Origin of the sequence: Blastococcus sp. TF02A-30 (genome assembly GCF_003319185.1) — a bacterium.
Classification (GTDB): Bacteria; Actinomycetota; Actinomycetes; order Mycobacteriales; family Geodermatophilaceae; genus Blastococcus.
The window spans coordinates 1-18,193 of record NZ_QOHJ01000007.1; the positions used below are offsets into that span (position 1 = coordinate 1).

Consider the following 18,193-nt stretch of genomic DNA (forward strand, 5'->3'; position numbering starts at 1 on the left):
CCTCGTGACCACCACCGCCGTGGTCCATGCCCTCGTGACCACCACCGCCGTGGTCCATGCCCTCGTGACCACCACCGCCGTGGTCCATGCCCTCGTGACCACCACCGCCGTGGTCCATGCCCTCGTGACCACCACCGCCGTGGTCCATGCCCTCGTGGCCGGCGTGGCCCATGCCCTCGTCGTGGGCGTCCTCGTCCTCGTCGTTGCTAAGCAAGGAGGCCGGCGACGGCCGACCGTCCTCCTTCGTTCCTGATTCGGCCGGCCGGACCAGCGCAGCTCGGCCCTGGTCCAGAGCGACGGCAACGTCACCGGTGCCCTGCACTTCCACTCGGCGCCGCGGCTCGGGGACCTGGCTCCACAGCACGTCGACGGCTTCTGCAAGCTCCGGTCCGGGTTCGCCGAGGACGACCAGCAGGTCGGTGTCCGCAGGTGACACGGCGCACGGCCAGCCGCGCCGGTCCAACTCGGCCTCGACGGACCACCGGAGCGTCGTCGCACCCGGGGCGTCGACGAGCAGCACCCGCGGCCTCGCCAGCGCCCAGTTCCGCACTCGGGCGATCAGGTCCATCGCAGCGCACCTTCACGCCAGACGTAGGTGACACCGACGAGCAGCACGGCGAGGAAGCCGAACATCTCGACGACGGCCGTCGTCCCCATGTCCGCGACCACGACCGCCCACGGGTACATGAAGATCATCTCCATGTCGAAGGCCAGGAAGAGGACCGTGACCGCGTACCACCGCGCGTGGTAGCGAGACACGGCGTGCTGCTGTGGAAGCAGGCCTGACTCATACGGCAGCACGGCGGCGGGCCCCCGGGCGGTGCGCAACGCCGCCGACAGCGCGTACAGCCCGACGATCCAGGCCACGACCAGGACGGCCAGCGAGAGCAGCGCAACCATGGCGCTCTCCTCCCCTCAACGGAGATGCCGTTGGGAATGGCCGGTGCCGGGCGGCGGATACGACAACGTCATCCGGACGACCGTCCGGGTGTGCCCGACTGTAGGGGTGGTCGGAGATGTTCGCGCGGCGACGATCACCCTGCCTTGGCCGCCGCGCCAGCCTCGACACACCGACCGTTAATCGTCGTCGGGCGCCGCTTCCGAGAGGACGACCAACTGGCGGAGACAGTGCTCCCGCAGCGGCTCGGGAAAGCCCTCGGCCAGGCGGTAGTACACGACGCGACCCTGCTTCCGGTTGGTCACCAGTCCCGCCGTGCGAAGCAGCCGCAGGGCATAGCCGACGGCGTCCTCGTTGGCCTCCAGGGCCAGAGCCAGGTCGCCGACGCAGAGCTCCTCGACCATGTCGAGCGCGAATAGCACGCGGGCCCGGGTGGGATCGGCCATCAGGCTCAGCACGCTGGTCAGCTGGGCGGCTTCTTCCCGGCTGGGCAGCCGGGCACGGGCGTGCGCGACACGTTCCGGGTCGACCGGATGGGCGTGGTCAGGTTCGGACATCGAGAAACACCTCCAGGCCGCTCATACCCGTACGGGTCTGCGGGTACCGCCGGAATCGTCGGCGTCCGATCCGGGCGACATCCGAGCCGTCCGGCGCCGAGAAACCGAGGAGGCAACCATGACCGTGGCAGCCCAGATGCTCGACACCTACCCCAAGGACCTCGGCGGGGTGGACAAGCAGAAGCTCCTTGAGTGCATCGAGGCCTGCTTCGAGTGCGCCCAGGCGTGTACCGCTTGCGCCGACGCCTGCCTCAGCGAGGACATGGTCGCCGAGCTGACCAAGTGCATTCGCACCAACGCCGACTGCGCCGACGTCTGCGACACGACCGGCCGTGTGCTCTCCCGGCACACCGGCTACGACGCCAACCTCACCCGGGCGGTGCTCGAGGCCTGCGCTGCCGCCTGCAAGGCGTGCGGTGACGAGTGCGAGAGCCACGCCTCGATGCACGAGCACTGCCGGGTCTGCGCCGAGGCCTGCCGGCGCTGTGAGCGGGCGTGCCGGGACCTCATCAGCTCGCTGGGCTGACAGGGACTGCACGGTGGGTCGGCCTCGGCGGCGCCAGGCCAAGAGCGGCCCCAACGACGCCCCGGGGCCGAACCATCGCTCCAGCGGCGCTGGACGTCGAGCTGCCCCCGCCGACTGTCGAAGGCATCGTGGTCACAACGACACCCGACGCCATCGCTTCCGCAGATCGGCGCGCTCTTCGTCCAGTCGTCGGCGTCGCGGGCTGATGTCGCCCGATCGATGCCGAACAAGTCGGCACTTATGGCGAGTTCGTCGTGAGCGCAACCCCAGCTGTCCCGACGGCGGTATCGACTCTCCGGTTTATCCGTACGGCCGTACGGGCATCCGGACGTCCGACGTACGCCAACCAACGTCTACCCATGCAGCGGTCCGGGCCCGGGGGCCGACACCGCTGCCACTGCAACCACGCACATGTGACGTCGCGGGCTGCGGCGAACGGCTCGCGTGACGATGCAGTCAGTGGTTTGCGGAGTTCCTCCCCACCGACGACAGCAAGGACGGAGATCGGATCCATGGCGACCAAGAGGAGCGACGAGGCGAAGGAACACGGTCAGGACGGCGGCATGTCCCACGAGACGAAGATGTACCTGCGCTTCACAGCCATGATCACGACGTCCATGGTCGTCATGTACTTCACGATGTTCGCCGGCACGTGGGAGTGGAGTCACGTCCGGTTCAGCCAGAGCCGCGTGTTCATGGCGGTCACCATGGGCGGCACCATGGGCCTGATCATGCTCGCGTGGATGCTCAACATGTACAAGAACGTGAAGGGCAACATCGCGATCGTGGCGGTGAGCCTGCTGCTGCTGGGTGGCGGAATCGCGCTGGACCGCAGCCAGGCCACCGTGCAGGACTCCGCCTGGATGAGTGCGATGATCCCGCACCACTCGCTGGCCATCACCCGGTCCGAGCGCGCCGACATCACCGACGTCCGGGTGTGCCAGCTCGCCGTCGAGATCATCAAGGCCCAGGAGCGCGAGATCGCCGAGATGGAGTGGCTGATCCAGGACATCGAGGAGAACGGGAAGGCCGCCACGACCGAGGAGGCGCAGGCCCGCGCCGTTCCCGACTTCGAGGGTTCGGCCCTGCGGGACTGCGCGTCGGAGTGATCGCGGTAAGGCCGGCCACATGTCCATGACGGTGACGACTCGAGCAGGGGTCTCCGGCCGGTGGCCACGGTCCCGGTCTTGTCCGGGACCGTGACCACCCTGAGCACCTTCGGGCCTTTGATGAGGACGCCGAGCTGCGCCACAGCCGGCACTTACAGCGCGGCGGCTCCCGAAGGGGCGCCACCCGAGTCGTGCCGACACAAGGCCACTTTCGGTCAGCTGCCTGCGGTGCCGCCGCCCGCGTGGCGGACGTCGGAATGGGCCGGCGATGGGCCGCTAGCGGTACCCCACGACCAGCCTCCGGGCGCAGACTTTCAGCTGCAGCCGCAGCCACACCCGGACGTCTGGTCACCAGCCCCTGCGAGCAGGTTGGCGGGCTCGGCTACCTGATACCCGGCTTCTTCAACGGCAGCGCGCACGGCACCGTCGTCCACATCGGCCACGGCGCTGACGGCGAGTCCACCGGTGGCGAGATGGACGCTGACGTCGGTGACGCCGGGGACCTGGCGGACCTCTTCGGTCACGGAGTTGACGCAGTGGCCGCAGGTCATGCCGACGACGCTGTACGTGGCGGTGCTCATCTCGAGTTGTCCTTTCGATTCCTCATGTACGTGCATTGCCGTGGATGTTCGTTCTGGTGGTCCTGTCTCAGGAGCGGACCCGGCCGGCGATGGCCTCGATCACCTCGCGGATCATCTCGTCGGCCTCGACCACGGACTGGAGGCCTCGTACCTCCCCTTCCATCCGACGAAGGGGCCTGAGGTAGTCGTCCTTGCGCTGCTGCATGTAGCCGCGAGAACTGCTGGCCTCTGCGTGGCCCGTGACAGGTTCCTGCGCCGACCGACGGATACCCCCCGCCAGTACCCACGCCTTGGAAACCTATACCCCCAGGGGGTGTGATGCAATGACGCATCAAGTGCTCACCCGAGCAGGACCTGGGAGGGCATCGCCCGGTGCGGCAGCAGGAGAGCCTTTCGGCTCCCTGCGCTGACTCATACCCGCCACGCCTCAGTCCTCCAGGACCACTTCAAAGGTCAGTCCGCCGTCGTCCGACTCCACCAGCGCCGTGGTCGTGACGACGGTGATCCTCAGCGAGGCCCCCACCGAGGACGTCGCCGCCACAGCCTGCGGGGGTGATTCCAGCTTGGGCCCCGCCTGCCAGGTCCGGGCTGCGTCCGCGCTCGTCCACACCGCACCGGACGAGTCCACCCCCGCGACGTTCATGCCGTCGTCAGCCCAGTCGACCACCTGGAGGAGCGGCGCACCGTCGTTCCGGACCCACGACCTACCGCCGTCGACAGAGCTGAGGAGACCCTGCTCAGTGGTGGCGAGGATCGTCCGCCCGTCCGGTGCCGCGGCAAGTGCGGCCGGAGTTGCCGGGATCAGTAGCTGCTCCCACTCGTCGCCGTCAGCGCTACGCACGAGGGAGCCGTCGTAACCGAGAACCCCCGCATCACTGACCGTCAGCGCATGGAAGTCGGACTCGCCCTGCCGGGATCGCGGTTCCCACGTCCGGCCGCCGTCCGTCGACTCGATCAGCCCGACCGGCTCTGGCAGGTCGACACCCGGTCCGGGATGCCCGGAGGCGAGAAAATGCCCCGGTCCGCGGACGGCGAAGCCCATCAGGTCGATGACCGGACCGATATGGGTCGACTCGCCGTCATCGCCCACCTCGAAGAGCCCGTCGTGGGTGGCCAGGAGTAGTTGCCCGTCAGCTGGGTCGACTGCGACACCGTGGATGTGGCTGGACGGCAGCATGCCGGCCGTCGCTCCAGTTGCCGCGGGTTCCGACTGCGCAGATGAGGAGGTGCAACCGGCGACGAGCAGCGCGGAGGCGGCCGCTGCAGCCGTCACGACCGAGGAACGCCGCACCAGCGCCGCCAGTGAGTACTTGTCGGTCACAGAAATGACTCTCCCAATCCCGTGGCCGCGAGCCATGCCCGAAGCCAGAACATCAATCGATCCCAGTAACCCGTGAGCAGCAGAATGCCGAGCACGATCAACAAGCCGCCGCCGATCCGCGTCACCGTGCGGGCATGTCGGCGCGCCCAGGCCGACACGCCGACGACGCGGCGGGCACCCAACGCCATCGCCACGAACGGAATCCCTAAGCCGAGGCAGTAGGCCAACCCGAGCACCGCCCCACGAAGCGCGGAGGCCTCCGTATAGGCGAGGGTGTTGACCGCGGCGAGCGTGGGCCCCAGGCACGGCGTCCACCCCAGCCCGAAGACGACGCCGAGCACCGGCGCGCCGGCCAGACCGCCGGAGGGCCGGTGGTGCAGACGGCGTTCCCGCTGCAGCCAGGGAAGCGCGCCGAGGAATGCCAGCCCCATGCCGATGGTCACGACCCCGGCCACCCGGGTCAGCACCGGCGCCCACTCCAGCAGCAGCCGACCCAGGCCACCGAACAGGGCGCCGAAAGAGATGAACACTGCGCTGAAGCCGGAGACGAAGAGCAGGGATCCGAGCAGCATCTTTCGCCTGCCGGGGCTGCGGACCGCCGTCCTGACGGCGCCCGTACCGGACTCCGCAGCTGCGACCACCGGTGTTCCTGTCCCGGGAGCGGGTTCGGCTCTCCTCCCCGGTTCCTCCGCTTCGACGGCCGTTCCGGCAAGCCCCGCGATGTAGCCGACATATCCCGGAACCAGGGGCAGGCAGCAGGGCGAGGCGAAGCTGATCAGGCCGACCAGCGCCGCCACGGCGAAGGCCACCAGCAACGACCCATCGGTGACGATGTCGGCGAACATGGTTCCGAGGTCGGTCATCCTCCGGTCTCCTGGACGAGGCCCGACAGCACCGACTGAAGGTCGTCTCGTGCCACGGCCCCGGTATAGACACCGGCGACCCGTCCCTCCGTGTCGAGCACGATGGTCGACGGGACGACGTTGGCCGGGAAGCCACGGAAGGCCATGGCGACCTCGCCCCGCGGGTCGAACAGCGACGGATACTCCGCGCCGACGTTGGTCATGAAGGCGCTGGCCATCTGCCGGTCGTCTTTCACGTCGATGCCGAGGAACTGCACGCCCTGGTCGCGCACCTCCGCGTAGACGGCTTGGAAGTCGGGGGTCTCGACGCGGCAGGGGGCACACCACGATCCCCAGAAGTTGATGACCACGACGTCTCCGGCCAAGTCGGCCGAGTCGAACTGTGTGCCATCGAGGAGTTCGCCGCTAAAGGATGGCGCGACCGCGCGCCTGGTGGCTTCGATCACCTGGCCAGCGGGGGTAGCGCCGTTGAACTCGTAGCGAGTCCCGGGCGTGGTCTGGTCGACGTCGCTGGACGAGCAACCGGTGAGGGCGATGAACAGGGCCGAGATAACCAAGAGTGCGAGACGACGGAACGCACGAAAGGATTTCGCTGAGCGACGCATGCCAACGCGCATGGGTAGTCCTTCGAGACGGAGAGGCTGATGTTGAGAGAGCGCGCCGGCTCCTCGGCCGAAGCGCGCGAAGCTGTCGACGGGTGGCGCTGTTCCGCATCTGGCACAGCGCCACCCGTCGCGGCATCAGCCGCCCAGCTCGGTCAGCAGCGTCTGCATCTCCTCGATCTCAGCGGTCTGGGACTCGACGATCTCCCGGGCCATATCGACGGCGTCCGGATTGGAACCGTCGGCGATCTCGGTCTCGGCCATGTCCACGGCGCCCTGGTGGTGCGGAATCATCATCTCGAGGAACATCCGGTCGAACTCAGCGCCGGAGGCAGAGTCCAGCGCCGTCATGTCTTCCTCGGACATGCCTTCCATGTCCATGCCGCCGGAGCCGTGGTCCATGCCGCCCATGTCCTCCTCGGGCAGCGGCTCGCCCCACTCCTCGAGCCAGCCGGTCATCGTCTCGATCTCCGGCCCCTGGGCCGCCTCGATGCGATCGGCCAGGTCGATCACCCTCGGGTCGGAGGCCCGGCCGTCGGCGAGCTGAGCCATGGCGAGAGCTCCCTCGTGGTGCGGGAGCATCCCCTGGACGAAGGTCACGTCGGCGTCGTTGTGGACGGTGGAGTCGTTGGCCGAGGTGTCGGCGGCGGCGCTGCTCTCGGAGCTACTCCCTGTGCTGGAGCCTTCGCCGTCGTTGGAGCAGCCGGCCAGCACGATGGCCCCTGCCATGAGGCCGCCGGCAAGGCGGACAAGTCGAGCGGTGGTGCGCGTCATCTCAAGTCTCCTGGGTTGGTGTCATAGGCGTGCGGAACGGACCCGACCGAGCACTTGGGCTGGCGGGTCGGGCACTCGGCCTAGATCCGGAGGAGACAGAGAGCGGAGAGATCCGGTGGCCGCGGGAGCCGAGACCACCAGGTGTGCCACAGCGCAGAGGGCGCCCTGGCGCGGACGATGGAGACTGGAGCTCGTCGGACCAGCGCAGCCACGCCGAGCAGGACCACGCCCGTCAGCAGCACCGCGAGACAGACCGCCCCGAAGGCGGCACCGGGCATCGGCGGACTGTCGTGCGGCAGACCGGACATGGCGGTGACGGAGACCCCGCCCGGGACGGTGCCGGACAGCTGATGCCCCACGACCGTGGACGTCGGCCAGACGGGCCCTGCCAACGCTGCGCCGTGGACCACGGTCATCGCGGATGCCGCCGTCCCGTGGCCGGCGTTCATGTCGCTCGCCATGCACTGAACACCGTGCATGGAGAAGACAGCAGCGAGCAGCAGCAGCGCCCACATGCGTCGCGCCGACATGCCACCTCCCAACGACCGCCCCAGACTACTAGGCCGCGTAGTACTTACATCGCCAGGAGGCGGGCCGGCGAGGCGGTCCGTCGCATGGCGACTGTTCTCGGCCCGGCCCTCAGACGATGCGTCGCGCCCCCGCGTAACCCGACATGTCGACGGAGCCGACCTTGACGGGTTCACCGAACGTAGATGCGTGGACCATCCGTCCACCGCCGATGTAGATGCCGATGTGGCTCACCGGGCTGTAGAAGTAGACGAGGTCCCCCGCCTGCAGCTCGGCCCTCGAGACCGCCTGACCCATGGTGGCCTGCATCCTGCTGGAGTGCGGCAGCGAGATCCCCGCTGCGGCGAAGGCGTATTGGGTCAGCCCGGAGCAGTCGAAAGAGTCGGGTCCCGCTGCGGCCCATACGTAGGGATCCCCGAGCTGGGCCATAGCGGTGTCGACGGCCGTCTGCGCCGCAGCGCTGTTGGCCACCACTTCACTCGGCGGCGGTGCCGCCAGCGTCCGCCCGCCGTGCGCGGCGTCGGCCTCTTCCTGCTGAGCGGCTGTCAGCGCCGTGTACCGGGCCTGGTATTCGGCGATCTCGGCCTGGAGGTCTGCCTGCTTCGCGGTCACCTCGTCAACCTGCCGCTGAGCCTCGGCTGCGGCCCGCTCGGCCGAAAGCTGCGCTTTCTCGGCCACAGCCTGGGCGCTGGCAACCCGGTCGACCACATCGTTGTGGTGACCCGCCACTGATTCCAGGAGGGCGACTCGATCGAGGAACTCCTCGGGGGATCCGCTGGTCATGAACGCCTGCAGGGCGCCGAATCCGTCTCCGGTGTACGCGGTCTGTGCGACGCCTGCCAGTTGGTCACCGAGCACAACCAGTTCCGCCTCGGCCGCGGCGACTTCGTCCTCGGCAGCCGCTGCGGCGGCCTGCTGGGTCTCGAGGTTCTCCCGCGCCTCGTTGAACTGTTCGGTGAGGACTTCCAGCTGATGGCCGCGCTCGGCGACGAGAGAGGCTGCATCCTCGGCCGTGACGGGGTCACCCGGGGCCGCTGCGGCGGCAGGCGCGGAAGCGAGATCGATTCCGACGACGGCGATGCCAGCAAGCAGCAGGCTGCGCTTTCGCCAGTGTCGGGTGGATCGGCGGGAAGGCGTGCAGGGGCGGTGGGCAGTCGCCACGAGGGGCGGCTCTCCTGTCTTCCAGTGCCGCCTACCGAGTTAGCTGACGGATTCGGGCTGGAAGACGCCCTACCTGCGGCCGGCAATTCGGCACGCAGGATTCACCCCAGTACTGCGGTGGGTCCCCGGTCCCGGACGGTCACCCGTCCTGGGTTCGGCGGCGCCCGGACGGGCCTCCATGTGCAGAGGACGACTGCCGAACCGGGCCTGGCCAACATAGGACCGTGACCGTTCCGTGACAACTATGCGGGGCAAATAGTTGCAGGCCCGTCCGTCTGATCTTCCCGACCCTTGCGTCCCGCCGAGGCCATCCTCGGAGAGGGTTCTCTCCCGCTGACTGCCAGTAGGGTGCAGCGACCGATACACCGTCGGACGCACACGCCTGATCCGGACACGACTCCAGCTCCATCGCATGGAGAGCGTGCTCGGGCACGAACGAAGGAGCACGGTGCCACCGCTGGGCAAACTGGAGGCGGCCGTCATGGGCGTCCTATGGTCGGCCGACGGCGCACTGACCGTGCGGGAGGTTCTCGAACGGCTGCCCGTGAAGCGGAACCTGGCCTACACGACGGTCATGACGGTGTTGAGCACGCTGCACCGCAAGGGGATGGTGGATCGCGAAGCGGTCGGCCGCGCGTACAGCTACCTCCCGGCACGAAGCCGGGAAGCAGCGGCTGCGGCGTCACTGCGAGAGATCCTCGAGGCGTCGGAGGATCCCCGGTCGGTTCTGCTGCATTTCGCCGAAACCGCGACCGACGAGGAATCCGAAGTTTTGCGTGACGGCCTCGCCAAGCGGAGCTCCGAACTGTGACCGCGCTCGTTGCTCTCGTCGTCGGCGCTCTGCTGTTCGGCTGGCACGGCCACCGCGTGCTGATGTGGCTCGCGGATCGGCGCCTGGATCCAACGATTTTGCTCACTGGCTGGGTTCTGTCGACGCTGGGCTTCGTCGCCTCGCTGCTCGCCATGCTCAGCCTGGTGGCCCTGCCCGTCGACGAGCATCATTCCGGCGCCTTCGGCCTGGCCGGAGACTGCTGGATGGCCCTCTCTTCCGGAGTCCTGCCAGGGACCGCGGAGGCTGTCGCCGCCACGGGCGTGCTGACTGCCACGTTCGTCGTTGCCAGAGTCGGCCTCGTCATCCACGCGAGACTTCAGCGTCGGCGGCGCAACGCCCCGCACATGCAGCAGCTCCGCCTGCTGGCCGCCGGCTGCCGGGCGCACGACCCACTCTGGATCGACGACGAGCGCCCCATGGCACTCTCCATCGGCGGACGCTCCGGTCTGATCGTCATGAGCCGGGGATTGCGGAATCAACTGACGCCCGCGGCCGTGAACGCCACCCTCGAGCACGAGCGCGCCCACCTCAGGGGCCGACACCACCTCATCCTGGCCATCGTCGAGACGCTCGCCCTGGCTCTGCCGTGGTGCCCTCTGCTGCGTGCAGCGCCCGAAGCGGCGCGGGACCTCGTCGAACTGGCCGCGGACAGCCGGGCCGCCCGCACCTGCGGGCCGTCCGCGGTCCGCGAGGCCCTGTCTCGTCTGACTGGTCAGCCGCTGCCCGCGGGAGCTCTCGCCATGGCCGGGCGCCTGACCACGGCGCGACTCCAGCGGCTCTCCACAGGCAGCATCGGGGGAAGCGGGCTCAGCCGTCTGGCTGGCTGCTCCGCGGTCGCGGCGGGCGCGCTTCTGTTACCCACCGCCGCCGCAGCACTCGCCGTGAGCGCCGTGCAGTGTGCCTTCGCCTGATCCACCCCGCGCTCCATCCGACCGGAGCGGCCTGAACCGTCACTTGCGGCCGATGCGCGTCGCCATCCACGCCGCACAGCGGCGGCACACATAAACACCCGGCGTGCCGCCGAGCTCGTGGACGGCGGTGCGCGGCAGCTCGCGGGCGCAACAGCCGCACGTCAGGAGTTCGTCGGTCCCGGCAGACCGGCGGCGGCCGAGCAGCTTCATCGGAGAACCGCTATGAGTTGTTCGACTGTCGGCGCCCCAGCGAGACGGTCCCCTATGCGGTAGACCCGGCAGGAGAGGCCCACCGGACTGTCCCAGTCCAGGAACGGGTCCCGCCCATCGACGAGCAGAGTCGGCGAGCCGCGAAACTGCATGGCCTCGGCCTCCTCGGGCGTCGCAACCTGGCGGTGCTCCACGACGACGTCTTCCCGCCCGGCTCGGACGAGCGCCTCGCGAAGACGGTCGTCCGCCAGGCGCCAGTTCGGGCAGCCATCGAAATAGAGAAGTGCGACGTGCATGAGCGGAGGACCTCCGGCCTCAACGTCGGGAGAAGTCGCGCGGCACCGCCACTGACCGGGCACAGTCGTGACAGGTGAACGCGCCGGGCACCGCGACAAGCGCCCTCACCCGTCGCCGCGGAAACACGCCGCGGCAGCGGTTGCAGCACTGTAGGCCAGGCACGGCCGCGAACAGAGCAGGTAGCGACCACATGGGCCCATCCTCTCTACCGGTAAGCACGCTGCCAAGCGTTACCGGCGGGGGGAGTGCGGCTGGCGGGCGACCTGAGATGTTCGACCGCGAGGTGCTCAGCTCTGGGAACTGAGCCCCGCCAACGTGACATCGGCAAGCCGCCGGACCGCGACCTCAGATGAGCAGGACCACTGGGGTCACTTCGGCTGCCCCTGCATCACGGGGTCGGCTTGGCTGCGACGATCAGGAATCCCCCGTCGCCACCGGTTTCGCCGGAGTGGCCGCCGGCCGTTCGGTCGTCCTCGTCAGCCGCCGGACCTCTGCGATGTCCAGCTCCAGCAGCGCGGCCGCCCGCTCGGCCGGCACGTCCTCGGCGAGCAACCTACGCAGCGTCTCGCCGAGCGCCGCCGTCGCCACCGCCAAGGCCTGCTCCGCCTCGCTTCGCGCCTCCAGGGCCACCAACGCCTCGGCCGTCGCCTCCTCGACCCGGCGGTCGTGCTCATCGCGAGCGACGTCCAGCGCTCGTCGTCGCTCCCGCGCCTTCGTCAGCGCCGCCGCCTGCCGACTCACCGTTCTGGCCACCGCTTCCTCCGCTCGTCCAGCTGACCGACCGCTGGATCGTCACACGGCCTCATGACACGGCTGCCGACCTGAGCGTCACCCCCAGCAGCCCGGCGACCAGAGCAGGCGTCACCCCACCCCCTCCGACCTGACACACCTCGTGCACGCTGGGAGGTGAACCCGGTCGCGGGGCATGGAGTCGGACGAGTCCGCAGCTTCGCCTCTACTCGCGGCCGGTGGGTCGGTGGGTCGGTGGGTCGTCTACCGCGTTACAGCTCACGCAGACGGTCGCGGTTGCCTTGGGGGGCCACCGCGCCGTCGCGTAGATGGATCTCGTAACCCAGCGCCGTCAGCGCTGCGATGGCTTCGCTGGGCGCGTCTCGCACGACGGCTGCGGTCTGCATGCGGCGCCACCGCTCGCGCCCATCCGCGAGCGCGTCTCGCCATGCATGCTCATGATCCACGCCGAGCTCCCGGACCAGCATGTCGAGGACGTCTTCCAGGCAGGGACGGAAGCGGGTTCCACCTACCGGGAAGTGCAGGTCCGACATGCGAGGTACCGCGGCGCCTTGGGCGACCCGTCCGGCCAGTTGCTGACCCCGAGGTGATCCACTACCGGCTCGTGTCATCACGAATGCGAGAGCGTCCCGGTGCCCGTGGATCTGGACGTGGGCTCCGGGAACATCACCTGTCGTCGCGCGGATGTACTCGTACCGAAACAGCGGCTCGCCGGCTGCCTTCGCACCGGCATAGACCTTGACGGCGGACTCGTCGACTGCCAGGAACTGCCCCGGGCTGTCCCAGACGCAGTAGTACTCCGCCGTGAGGTTCAGAAGCGGAGCTCCATTGACGGTCAACGGGATCCCGGTGCGCGGTTCCTGGTGGACGCTGACGTGGTCGAGGCCGGGATGGTGAAGCGCCCGCGCACGAAAAGCTTCGACGTGGTCACCGACCACGGCCCGGACTGTGACGGTCAGGTCAGTGGCGAAGCGCTGCGCTTCGGCTACGAGGGCGTCGCCGGTGGTCACTCCGACAGGAGGAAGTCGAGCTCATCGAGCTCGGTCAGAGCGGCGAGCTCCTCGGCGTTGAGCATGTATCGGGCGGCGCGTTCGCGGAGGTCGCACTCGTCTCCACCCACGGAGGCGAGGACCTCGTCGCGGCGACGTCTCGCCTCCTCCACGGACAGCGTCTCGACGACCGGCATCCCGCTCTCCTCCCTCATTCAGCGTTCACCCCAGTGGACGTCTCCACTATGCCCATCGGCACTGACAGTTTCGTCCTGAAGCGGAGCCCACGGCCTCCAGCTCCCATGAGATCCGTCGACGGGAGTCCGGTCAGGTGCATGTCCACAGGCCCGGGGACGTCCACAGGGCTGGGCCGAAGCGGGACAGCGGATCGCATACTGCGGCGAGAATGCCTGGTCTGACAGCAAGGTGGGCGATTGCGCGCATGCCAGAGCGGAAGGAGTCGCATGGGAAGGCCGCCGCTGCCGGTCGGCACCTTCGGCAAGATCGACTTTCTCGTGCTCGGCAAGAACCGGGTGCGGGCACGCGCGAGCTTTCGGGATTACGACGGCCACCGTCGTCTGGTCACCCGCTACGGATCCAGCCGCGCGCACGCCGAGCGGCGGCTCCGCGAGGCGCTGCGTGACCGCGGCACCGGGGACGATCCGGTCGCCAGCGCTACCAGTCGGCTCAGCGAGGTGGCGGCCCTCTGGCTCGCCGAGGTGGACGACAGCGACCTGGCCTGGGGCACCAAGCGGCTGTACCGGTTCACCGTCGAGTCCTACATCCTGCCCGGACTGGGCGAGCTGCGACTGCGCGAGGTGACCGTCCCCGCCGTCAACCGGCTACTCGCCGCGGTGAGCAGCAGCCACGGGGCCGCCGCGGCCAAGTCCACCCGCAGCGTCCTGTCCGGCGTCCTCGGCCTGGCCGTGCGCCACGGGCTGCTGCCCGCCAACCCGGTCCGGGAAGCCGCGAGCCGGCGCGCACCCCGCACGTCCCGCGGCCCCCGGGCGCTGACCGTCGAGGAGACCCGCCAACTGCGGGCCCGACTGGCCGCCGACCCCGACGCGGTGCGCCGGGACCTGCCGGACCTGGTCGACTTCATGCTCGGCACCGGCGTGCGCATCGGCGAGGCGTGCGCTGTCCAGCCCTCCGCGGTCGACCTCGAAGCGGCCACCCTCACGGTCGATGCCACCGTCATCCGTATCCGCGGGCTGGGACTGGTTATCCAGGACTCCCCCAAGTCCACCGCGGGCCGCCGCACCCTCGTGCTTCCGTCAGCCGTTGTCGACCTGCTCCGCCGCCGACTCGCCGTCCACCCGAGACCTGACGCGGACCCTTTGGTCATCTTTCCCAGCCCGCAGGGCCGATTGCGCGATCCGAGCAACACCAGCGGCGACCTGCGCGCGGCTCTCGACCGCGCCGAGTTCCCGTGGGTCACCTCGCACGTGTTCCGCAAGACGGTCGCGACCCGGCTTGACGACGCCGGCCTGTCCGCTCGGCAGATCGCCGACCACCTCGGGCACAGCCGGCCCAGCCTCACCCAGGACGTCTACCTGGGGCGCGGTCACGCGAGCCCCGAGGCCGCTGCAGCGCTCCAGCGGTCCCGCTAGCAGGCCCGTCCCCCGGTCTTCCAACCGAGCGCCTTCCGGACGACCTGTCAGGCAATTCGCGCCACCTCACCGTGCTCACGGTGAGACCACGTGCCGCCGTCTCCGGGGACCGTGGCGGTCCGGCGTGCCAGAACAACGGCCCCCGTCTGCAAGCGCGTCCCGACACCGTCCCGGGGGTCCTGATCAAGGATCGACAGCAACCCGCCGACCGGTCGTGGCAAACGTATCTTGGTCGTTCTTTGGACATTTTATCCGCACGGGTTGACCAGACTTGTCGGCTGACCTGCGCTTTTGCTCCCCCGACTGGACTTGAACCAGTAACCCTGCGATTAACAGTCGCATGCTCTGCCAATTGAGCTACGGGGGATGAGCGGGCGCGAGCACCCGCTGGCCCGACGAGAGTACCCCACCGGTCGTCCCGCTCCGCGGCCCCCTCGGCCGTGTCACGAGCGATCAGCACCACAGGTAGCGTGGTTTCCCGTCCTGCTCCCCGCCTGCTGGAGGTCCCCGTGGCGAAGCTGTCGTTCCTCGCCGGTTTCGGCGCCGGTTACGTCCTGGGCTCGCGGGCCGGGCGTGAGCGCTACGAGCAGATCCGCCGCGCGTGGGAGCACGCCAAGGACGACCCGCGCCTGCAGAGCATCGCCGGGATGGCCCAGGCCCGCGCCGACGACGCGCTCTCCTCGATCCGCGCCCGCATGGGCACCGAGACCCCGCGCTGATCCTGCCGATCTAGGGCTGGTCGCCGTCCACGAGCGCGGCCAGCTCCGCCCGTGCCGCCTCGCGGGCAGCCGGGTCGCCGCGGTCGGCGTCGTCGTCGAAGACGACGGTCCACTCCCGCGCGGCCTGGCCGGGGATCCGGCGGGCGACCAGCAGCGCCCCTCCCCCGCCGGGCAGGGCGGTGCGGCGGCTGTCGAGCACCGTCGCGTCCACCCGCTTGCGGACGACGTCGGGCAGGTTGCCGGCCTCGGCCAGCACGTAGCGGCGCACCTCGCCGCGGGCCTGCACCCCCGGCTCCACGTCGACCAGCGGCGTGACGGCGAACGTGCCACCAGCACCCGCCGCCGACCACCGGGCGTGGCCGACCTCGTGCCACGGCTGGACGCCGGCCGCGAGCGCCGGCCCCACCAGCCGCAGCCCCCGGGAGGTGGCCACCAGCCACCCCTCGTCGCCGACCAGCGCACCCCAGGCGAGCACCCGCTCGTCGGGATCGGCCGACACCGCCGCGCGCACCGGATCCGGCGGCCGCGCGAACCGGCGGCGCACCGCGTCGACCACGCTCATCCGAGGCCGCCCAGCGCCCGCTTGCGCAGCGAGATGGCGAGCTGCTCGAGGTCCATCAGCTGCTTGAACGCCTTCATGTACTCGTCTGCTGCCTCCACCGGGTTCATCCGCTGCAGCCGGCCCTTGAGCGCGGCGATCTCGCGCACGGTGGCCATCTCCTGCAGCCGGGCGAGGACGGCGGTGACGTAGCCGGCGTCGGCCTCGCCCACCGAGCGCAGCGGCTCGACGGCCAGCGCGGTCAGCTGGGTCCGGGCGCTCTCCCGGTCGCACTGCTCGGCCACGAGGTCCAGCCACGCAGGCCCGGTGACCGTCGCGGCCGCCGCTCCCCCGGTGGCCGCGACCGCCGCAGCGACCGCGGCGTAGTCGGGATCCGTGTACGCCGCGGGCGGCACGGCGTCGAACGCCGGGCCGGCGAGCTCGGGCACCTGCAGGGCGGCCTTGACCGCCTCCCGCTCGACCGCGATCGCAGCGTCGTCCGGCGTGCGCTGCGGTGGCCGCGGCCGGCGACCGCGGGACTGCTGCCCGGTGTCACCGGTGTGCCGGCGCACCCGCTCCAGCACCTCGGACTCGTCGGTGTTGCCGATCAGGCCGGCCAGCCGGCGGGCGTAGGCCGGGCGCAGTGCGTGGTCCTTGATCTGGGCGAGCAGCGGCGCGGTCTTCTCCAGCGCGGCCACCCGCCCCTCGACGGTGTCGAGGTCGTAGTCGGCCAGCGTCGTCTTCAGCACGAACTCGATCAGCGGCGAGCGGCGCGCGATGAGGTCGCGGACGGCGGCGTCGCCGTGCTCCTGGCGCAGCTCGCAGGGGTCGCGGCCGTCGGGCTCCACGGCGACGAAGGTCTGCGCGACGAAGCGCTGGTCCTCCTTGAACGTCTTCATCGCCGCCGCCTGGCCGGCCGCGTCGCCGTCGAAGGTGTAGATCACCTCGCCGCGGAACTCGTCCTGGTCCATGAGCAGCCGGCGCAGCACGCTGATGTGCTCGCCGCCGAACGCCGTCCCGCACGAGGCGACCGCGGTGGTGACGCCGGCCAGGTGGCAGGCCATGACGTCGGTGTAGCCCTCGACGACCACCGCCTGGTGGCGCTTGGCGATGTCGCGCTTGGCCCGCTCGATGCCGTAGAGGACGGTGCTCTTCTTGTAGAGCGGGGTCTCCGGGGTGTTGAGGTACTTCGGCCCCGGGTCGTCGTCCATGAGCTTGCGGGCGCCGAAGCCGATCACGTCGCCGGTGATGTCGCGGATCGGCCAGGTGAGCCGGCGGTGGAAGCGGTCGATGAGCGTGCCGCGGGAGGATTCCTTCGCCAGCCCGGCGGTGACCAGCTCGTTCTGGGTGAAGCCCTTGGCCCGCAGGTGCCGGGTGAGGGTGTCCCAGCCGCCGGGCGCGAAGCCGCAGCCGAAGTCCAGCGCCACCTGCCGGTCGAAGCCGCGCTCGGCGAGGAACTGCCGCGCCGGCGCCGCCTCGGGGCTGCCGAGCTGCTCGGCGAAGAACGCCTCCGCGGCGGTGTTGGCGGCGACCAGCCGGGCCCGCTGCCCCACCGACGCCCGGTCGGGGCCGGCGGTGGGGCGGCCGCCGTCGTCCTCGTACTTGAGCTCGATGTTCGCCCGGTTGGCCAGGTACTCGACCGCCTCCGAGAACGACAGGTGGTCGATCTGCTGGACGAAGGAGATGACGTCGCCGCCGACCCCGCACCCGAAGCAGTGGAAGAGGTTGCGCGACGGGGTCACCTGGAACGACGGCGACTTCTCGTCGTGGAACGGGCACAGCCCCTTGAGGCTGCCACCGCCGGCGCGCTTGAGCTGCAGGTGCTCGCCGACGATCTCGTCGATCCGGCTGCGCTCGCGCACCAGCGCGATGTCGGCCGCCCGGATGCGTCCCCGGCCGGCCATCAGGTGCTCCCCCCGGCCACGGCGGCGGAGACGCCCGCGGCGGCCGCCGCCTGGTTGCGACGACCGACGACGAGGTCGAGCCACATGAGGAAGACCTGCTCGTCGAGCGGCAGCGAGTCGTCGGCGCTCAGCGTCGGGCGGGGCGACCAGCCACCGGTCGTCCCGCTCTGCGCCACCTGCCGGCCGTCGACCAGGTAGCGGTGGGTGCCCTTCCACCAGGAGCTCGACAGCACCTGCACCGTGCGGCCCGGCAGCTGCACCTCCCAGGAGTCCTTCCACCACGACGTCTGGCGCGCCTGCAGGCGGACGGCGTCCTCCGGTTCGCTCTCCCACCGCGCGGTCAGCACGCCCTTGCGCTTGCCGTACTCCCACCGCCGTTCGCCGACCACCGCGGTGGCCTGCTCCTTCCAGTTCGACGCCTGGAGGGTCGCCACCAGCACGCCGTCCCGCAGCACGGGCAGCACCCGCTTCGGCGCGCCGGCGGTGCCGACCTTGCCCAGCTCGAGCACGTCC

Annotated in this window: 25 protein-coding genes, 1 tRNA gene and 1 riboswitch; of the genes, 6 read left to right on the plus strand and 20 right to left on the minus strand. The window is 70.1% G+C overall.

The features are described from left to right. From DQ241_RS15995 to DQ241_RS16005, 3 genes are all read right to left on the minus strand, one after another. A partial coding sequence (locus DQ241_RS15995) for a hypothetical protein (protein ID WP_199584626.1) occupies window positions 1–568 on the minus strand: 568 nt, incomplete at its 3' end. Beyond that, window positions 559–900, minus strand: coding sequence for an NADH-quinone oxidoreductase subunit A (locus DQ241_RS16000; RefSeq protein ID WP_113831220.1), 342 nt, complete (start codon window positions 898–900; stop codon window positions 559–561). The genes DQ241_RS16000 and DQ241_RS15995, both read right to left, overlap by 10 nt. Before the next feature lie 177 nt (window positions 901–1,077). Beyond that, window positions 1,078–1,455: a helix-turn-helix transcriptional regulator gene (locus tag DQ241_RS16005; RefSeq protein ID WP_113831221.1), complete on the minus strand. Its 378-nt coding sequence runs from the start codon at window positions 1,453–1,455 to the stop codon at window positions 1,078–1,080. Between the two features lie 118 nt (window positions 1,456–1,573). Between DQ241_RS16005 and DQ241_RS16010 the strand changes: the two genes are divergently transcribed. Together DQ241_RS16010 and DQ241_RS16015 are read left to right on the plus strand one after the other, a co-directional pair. After that, the gene (locus tag DQ241_RS16010) at window positions 1,574–1,981 is read left to right on the plus strand and encodes a four-helix bundle copper-binding protein (protein ID WP_113831222.1); all 408 of its coding nucleotides are present in this window, start codon (window positions 1,574–1,576) and stop codon (window positions 1,979–1,981) included. Between the two features lie 512 nt (window positions 1,982–2,493). After that, window positions 2,494–3,090: a DUF305 domain-containing protein gene (locus DQ241_RS16015; RefSeq protein ID WP_113831223.1), complete on the plus strand. Its 597-nt coding sequence runs from the start codon at window positions 2,494–2,496 to the stop codon at window positions 3,088–3,090. Between the two features lie 314 nt (window positions 3,091–3,404). On the opposite strand, the gene DQ241_RS16020 is transcribed toward DQ241_RS16015, so the two are convergent. From DQ241_RS16020 to DQ241_RS16050, 8 genes are all read right to left on the minus strand, one after another. Beyond that, window positions 3,405–3,671 carry a heavy-metal-associated domain-containing protein gene (locus DQ241_RS16020; protein WP_113831224.1) on the minus strand — a complete coding sequence of 89 codons (267 nt, stop codon included), beginning with the start codon at window positions 3,669–3,671 and terminating at the stop codon, window positions 3,405–3,407. A 67-nt stretch (window positions 3,672–3,738) separates the two neighbouring features. Beyond that, window positions 3,739–3,876 (minus strand): metal-sensing transcriptional repressor, encoded by a 138-nt coding sequence (locus DQ241_RS20425; protein WP_147252388.1) that lies wholly within the window; start codon window positions 3,874–3,876, stop codon window positions 3,739–3,741. A gap of 222 nt (window positions 3,877–4,098) precedes the next feature. After that, a complete protein-coding gene (locus tag DQ241_RS16025; protein WP_233492491.1) occupies window positions 4,099–4,992 on the minus strand; it encodes a F510_1955 family glycosylhydrolase in 894 nt (297 codons plus the stop codon). Then, entirely contained in the window at window positions 4,989–5,855 is an 867-nt protein-coding gene (locus DQ241_RS16030) for a cytochrome c biogenesis CcdA family protein (protein WP_199584628.1), read from the minus strand. The genes DQ241_RS16025 and DQ241_RS16030 overlap by 4 nt, the downstream gene beginning before the upstream one ends. Then, a complete protein-coding gene (locus DQ241_RS16035) occupies window positions 5,852–6,472 on the minus strand; it encodes a TlpA disulfide reductase family protein (protein WP_233492492.1) in 621 nt (206 codons plus the stop codon). The genes DQ241_RS16030 and DQ241_RS16035 overlap by 4 nt, the downstream gene beginning before the upstream one ends. A 123-nt stretch (window positions 6,473–6,595) precedes the next feature. Continuing rightward, on the minus strand, window positions 6,596–7,231 hold the full coding sequence (locus DQ241_RS16040; protein WP_113831225.1) for a DUF305 domain-containing protein: 636 nt from the start codon (window positions 7,229–7,231) through the stop codon (window positions 6,596–6,598). Window positions 7,232–7,311: 80 nt separating this feature from the next. Further along, on the minus strand, window positions 7,312–7,761 hold the full coding sequence (locus DQ241_RS16045; protein WP_147252389.1) for a hypothetical protein: 450 nt from the start codon (window positions 7,759–7,761) through the stop codon (window positions 7,312–7,314). Between the two features lie 109 nt (window positions 7,762–7,870). Continuing rightward, window positions 7,871–8,920, minus strand: coding sequence for a C40 family peptidase (locus DQ241_RS16050; protein WP_113831227.1), 1,050 nt, complete (start codon window positions 8,918–8,920; stop codon window positions 7,871–7,873). A gap of 13 nt (window positions 8,921–8,933) precedes the next feature. Continuing rightward, window positions 8,934–9,090, minus strand: a riboswitch (cyclic di-AMP (ydaO/yuaA leader). A gap of 278 nt (window positions 9,091–9,368) precedes the next feature. Between DQ241_RS16050 and DQ241_RS16055 the strand changes: the two genes are divergently transcribed. After that, window positions 9,369–9,731, plus strand: a complete 363-nt coding sequence (locus DQ241_RS16055; RefSeq protein WP_081788325.1) for a BlaI/MecI/CopY family transcriptional regulator — start codon at window positions 9,369–9,371, stop codon at window positions 9,729–9,731. Continuing rightward, window positions 9,728–10,663, plus strand: a complete 936-nt coding sequence (locus DQ241_RS16060; protein ID WP_113831228.1) for a M56 family metallopeptidase — start codon at window positions 9,728–9,730, stop codon at window positions 10,661–10,663. Before DQ241_RS16055 ends, DQ241_RS16060 begins: the two co-directional genes overlap by 4 nt. Window positions 10,664–10,702: 39 nt before the next feature. On the opposite strand, the gene DQ241_RS20640 is transcribed toward DQ241_RS16060, so the two are convergent. The 5 genes from DQ241_RS20640 to DQ241_RS16080 all read right to left on the minus strand — a co-directional run bounded on the left by DQ241_RS20640 (window position 10,703) and on the right by DQ241_RS16080 (window position 13,106). Further along, window positions 10,703–10,873 carry a hypothetical protein gene (locus DQ241_RS20640; protein ID WP_158545949.1) on the minus strand — a complete coding sequence of 57 codons (171 nt, stop codon included), beginning with the start codon at window positions 10,871–10,873 and terminating at the stop codon, window positions 10,703–10,705. Beyond that, window positions 10,870–11,169, minus strand: coding sequence for a thioredoxin family protein (locus DQ241_RS16065; RefSeq protein ID WP_113831229.1), 300 nt, complete (start codon window positions 11,167–11,169; stop codon window positions 10,870–10,872). Before DQ241_RS16065 ends, DQ241_RS20640 begins: the two co-directional genes overlap by 4 nt. A 415-nt stretch (window positions 11,170–11,584) precedes the next feature. Further along, window positions 11,585–11,923, minus strand: a complete 339-nt coding sequence (locus DQ241_RS16070) for a hypothetical protein (protein ID WP_113831230.1) — start codon at window positions 11,921–11,923, stop codon at window positions 11,585–11,587. A gap of 248 nt (window positions 11,924–12,171) precedes the next feature. Then, entirely contained in the window at window positions 12,172–12,930 is a 759-nt protein-coding gene (locus DQ241_RS16075; protein WP_113831231.1) for a hypothetical protein, read from the minus strand. Beyond that, on the minus strand, window positions 12,927–13,106 hold the full coding sequence (locus tag DQ241_RS16080) for a hypothetical protein (protein WP_147252390.1): 180 nt from the start codon (window positions 13,104–13,106) through the stop codon (window positions 12,927–12,929). The genes DQ241_RS16075 and DQ241_RS16080 overlap by 4 nt, the downstream gene beginning before the upstream one ends. A gap of 267 nt (window positions 13,107–13,373) precedes the next feature. Here DQ241_RS16080 and xerC point away from each other — a divergent pair, with 267 nt between their 5' ends. Then, the gene (gene xerC / locus DQ241_RS16085) at window positions 13,374–14,519 is read left to right on the plus strand and encodes a tyrosine recombinase XerC (protein WP_113831233.1); all 1,146 of its coding nucleotides are present in this window, start codon (window positions 13,374–13,376) and stop codon (window positions 14,517–14,519) included. Between the two features lie 294 nt (window positions 14,520–14,813). On the opposite strand, the gene DQ241_RS16090 is transcribed toward xerC, so the two are convergent. After that, window positions 14,814–14,886, minus strand: a tRNA-Asn gene (locus tag DQ241_RS16090). 142 nt (window positions 14,887–15,028) lie between these two features. Here DQ241_RS16090 and DQ241_RS16095 point away from each other — a divergent pair. Beyond that, window positions 15,029–15,238: a hypothetical protein gene (locus tag DQ241_RS16095; RefSeq protein ID WP_113831234.1), complete on the plus strand. Its 210-nt coding sequence runs from the start codon at window positions 15,029–15,031 to the stop codon at window positions 15,236–15,238. Window positions 15,239–15,248: 10 nt separating this feature from the next. Here DQ241_RS16095 and DQ241_RS16100 read toward each other — a convergent pair whose 3' ends face one another. Genes DQ241_RS16100 through DQ241_RS16110 form a run of 3 tightly spaced genes read right to left on the minus strand, consistent with a single transcriptional unit; the run spans window position 15,249 to window position 18,189 of the window. Beyond that, complete coding sequence (locus DQ241_RS16100; RefSeq protein WP_113831235.1) at window positions 15,249–15,800, minus strand: hypothetical protein; 552 nt, start codon at window positions 15,798–15,800, stop codon at window positions 15,249–15,251. After that, on the minus strand, window positions 15,797–17,680 hold the full coding sequence (gene dnaG / locus DQ241_RS16105) for a DNA primase (protein ID WP_113831236.1): 1,884 nt from the start codon (window positions 17,678–17,680) through the stop codon (window positions 15,797–15,799). Before dnaG ends, DQ241_RS16100 begins: the two co-directional genes overlap by 4 nt. Continuing rightward, a complete protein-coding gene (locus DQ241_RS16110; protein ID WP_113831237.1) occupies window positions 17,680–18,189 on the minus strand; it encodes a hypothetical protein in 510 nt (169 codons plus the stop codon). Before DQ241_RS16110 ends, dnaG begins: the two co-directional genes overlap by 1 nt. Between the last annotated feature and the right edge of the window lie 4 nt (window positions 18,190–18,193).